The sequence below is a fragment of the Clostridium sp. genome, from assembly GCF_040797585.1.
In the GTDB taxonomy this organism is placed as follows: Bacteria; Bacillota; Clostridia; order Clostridiales; family Clostridiaceae; genus Clostridium_Z.
This window is the reverse complement of sequence record NZ_JBFNEO010000328.1, coordinates 1-1,534: the sequence shown is the minus strand read 5'-3', so window position 1 is coordinate 1,534 and position 1,534 is coordinate 1. Positions and strand designations below refer to the sequence as shown.

The following is a 1,534-nucleotide window of genomic DNA, read 5'->3' as shown; positions in this document are numbered from 1 at the left end:
AAATAGAATGATATATATTTATTGAAATTATAAACAAGGTTCTTTCGTATTATAGAAGAAAAAGTCATTAGTTTTCCCCTCCTATAACACTTTGAACCTCAAGTATTTTATCAAAAAACTTCTTTCTATCTCCATTTGATGTTATTTCCATCTTGATTTTACCATCTTTAATAAATATAATTCTTCTGCAGAAAGAGGCTGCGAAAGGATCATGAGTTACCATCAAAACAGTACTTTGTATTTCATCATTCATTTTACTTAAAGTTGTCATTATGTTATTAGCTGATTTAGAATCTAAATTTCCTGTTGGCTCATCTGCAAATATTATGGTTGGATCATTTATTAATGCTCTTGCTGCTGCTACCCTCTGCTTTTGTCCTCCTGAAATATGATAAGGATATTTTTTCTTTAAATCTTCAATATTAAAGAAATTCATAAGTTCATTAGCTCTTTTTTCTATTTCCTTAGGATTTTTCTTATCTAAAATAAGTGGTAATGATATATTCTCTTCAAGGGTTAAACTATCTAAAAGATTAAAATCTTGAAATATATATCCTATATTTTTTCTTCTAAATAAAGCTAAATCATCTTTTTTCATCTTGCTAATATCTTTATCACTTATAACAACCTCTCCTGAAGTACTCTTGTCAACTCCAGATAGTATATTAAGTAAAGTAGTCTTACCACTTCCACTAGGACCCATTATCCCAACAAATTCACCTTTATTAACTGTTAAATTTACTCCTCCTAAAGCTGTAACTTCCTTAGCCCCTTTATATGAATTATAAATCTTAGTTAAATTATTTACTTTTAAAATCTCCATAATTATATACCTCTCTTATATTAAGATTATACTCTTCCACACACCTTATATAGGTGAACTCATGTAATAATTGAAACTAATTTACCAGATACCATTGCCTAAAGCGTATTGAAAGATTTAGTTCTGAAATGATTTATCTATAATATAAGTATAAAGGGGAATCCACTTTTCTCTAATGGATTCCCCTTACATAACCTTACATTTTTGAAAGGTTAGTATATTTTTAAATAATACTTTCATTATTGAATTCTATTTTAACTACTGTCCCAGAATCTATCTTAGATTCTATCTTAATTTTATGACCAAGTTTTTTGGCTATGATATTTACCATATATAGCCCAATTCCAGAGGAACCTCTTTCTTTCCTTCCATTGTTTCCAGTAAAGAATGGCTCAAATACCCTTGGTAAATCTTCCTCAGTTATTCCAATCCCATAATCCTTTATTAATAATTCAATGACATTGTTTTTATTGGTAGCCATTATCTCTATCTTATTATTCTTATTTACATCAGAATACTTAATAGCATTTGATATTATCTGTGCTAACATATATGAGCCCCATTTTTTATCAGTATAAACTGAGATACTTTCACCAATATCCATTTTAGGGAATACCCCTTTATATATAAAATCTCTTTTCTTCGAAGTAACTACACTACTAACTAATTCCTTTAGATTACAAGAAGTGGTTATATAATCCCTAGAAAAAT

2 protein-coding genes are annotated in these 1,534 nt (G+C 28.3%); both read right to left on the bottom strand.

Annotated elements, in window-relative coordinates:
- Positions 1 to 67: 67 nt before the first annotated feature.
- Positions 68 to 823 (bottom strand): ABC transporter ATP-binding protein, encoded by a 756-nt coding sequence (locus tag AB2369_RS13240; protein ID WP_367666939.1) that lies wholly within the window; start codon positions 821 to 823, stop codon positions 68 to 70.
- Between the two features lie 223 nt (positions 824 to 1,046).
- Positions 1,047 to 1,534, bottom strand: a 488-nt coding sequence (locus AB2369_RS13235) for an ATP-binding protein (protein WP_367666938.1), incomplete at its 5' end; no start/stop codon positions are given.